2 protein-coding genes are annotated in these 1077 nt (G+C 45.7%); one reads left to right on the forward strand and one right to left on the reverse strand.

Annotated elements, in window-relative coordinates:
- A partial coding sequence (locus tag R7P72_RS25815; protein WP_318111088.1) for an EAL domain-containing protein occupies window positions 1–202 on the forward strand: 202 nt, incomplete at its 5' end.
- A gap of 39 nt (window positions 203–241) precedes the next feature.
- On the opposite strand, the gene R7P72_RS25820 is transcribed toward R7P72_RS25815, so the two are convergent.
- On the reverse strand, window positions 242–1077 hold an 836-nt coding region (locus tag R7P72_RS25820; RefSeq protein ID WP_318111091.1), incomplete at its 5' end, for a DEAD/DEAH box helicase.

A 1077-nucleotide genomic window follows, 5' to 3' on the forward strand; every position in this document is an offset into this window, starting at 1 on the left:
GAAATACGAAGACGGGGATTTTTCTGCGTTAATAGAAGCGTTAGCGCTCGCGAAAGAACTGAGTTCAAAAACCGTTATCGAGGGAATTGAAACCGAGCATCAACTTAACTTAATGAAAAAACTCGGTTTCGATATGTACCAAGGCTACTTGCTTGCGATGCCTCAAACCCTAGAAATGTACGAGGAAGCCAAAACGGCCTAAGACCGTCTTGTTAAGCACCGCCGCCTTTGAATACCTGGATTACTTGCGGTGCTTGCCACGATTTTTATGAATCGCGAGTTTTGCTTTTAGTTTGCGCTTTTCTGACGAGCGGCTCTTACGACGACCGCCACCATCACGCTCAGGTTCTACCTCTTCGATTAGACTTGGTTCGAATCCTTCTAGCCATTCTTGAGGCAAACGTTGGTCTAACAACGTTTCGATCGCACGAAGCAGATATTCTTCATCTCGACTCATTAACGAAACGGCCAAACCGGATTTACCCGCGCGGCCAGTACGACCAATACGATGTACGTAGTCTTCGGCTTTAAATGGCATAGCAAAGTTCACCACTTGTTCAAGCTCTTGAATATCTAGACCGCGAGCCGCCACGTCTGTCGCAATCAGGGCTCGAACTTTACCTTGCTTGAATTCATCAAGTGCACGCTGGCGAGCACCTTGCGATTTATCACCATTAATCGAAACCGCTTTAATACCATCCAGTTTGAGCTCCTTTGCAAGCTCGTCGCTGCCTTGTTTGGTTTTAGTGAAAACAAGTACTTGTTGCCAGTTTCGTGAACCAATTAAATACGCTAACAATTCACGCTTACGCTTTTTATCAACTGGATACACCATCTGCTTAACCGTTTCTGCCGTTGTATTCGCTGGAGACACTTCCACCTCAACAGGAGAATCCATCAGTTTGTAAGCGATGGTTTTAATGCGTTTTTCAAACGTCGCCGAAAACAGCATGATTTGTTTGTCATTCGGTAGTCGACGAAGAATGCGTTGCAGATCAGGCCAAAAACCCATGTCCAACATTCGGTCAGCTTCATCAAGCACCAACACGCCAGTTTTAGAAATGTTTACGTTGCCGT

This window comes from Vibrio sp. Vb0888 (assembly GCF_033338835.1).
GTDB classification, from domain to species: domain Bacteria; phylum Pseudomonadota; class Gammaproteobacteria; order Enterobacterales; family Vibrionaceae; genus Vibrio; species Vibrio alginolyticus.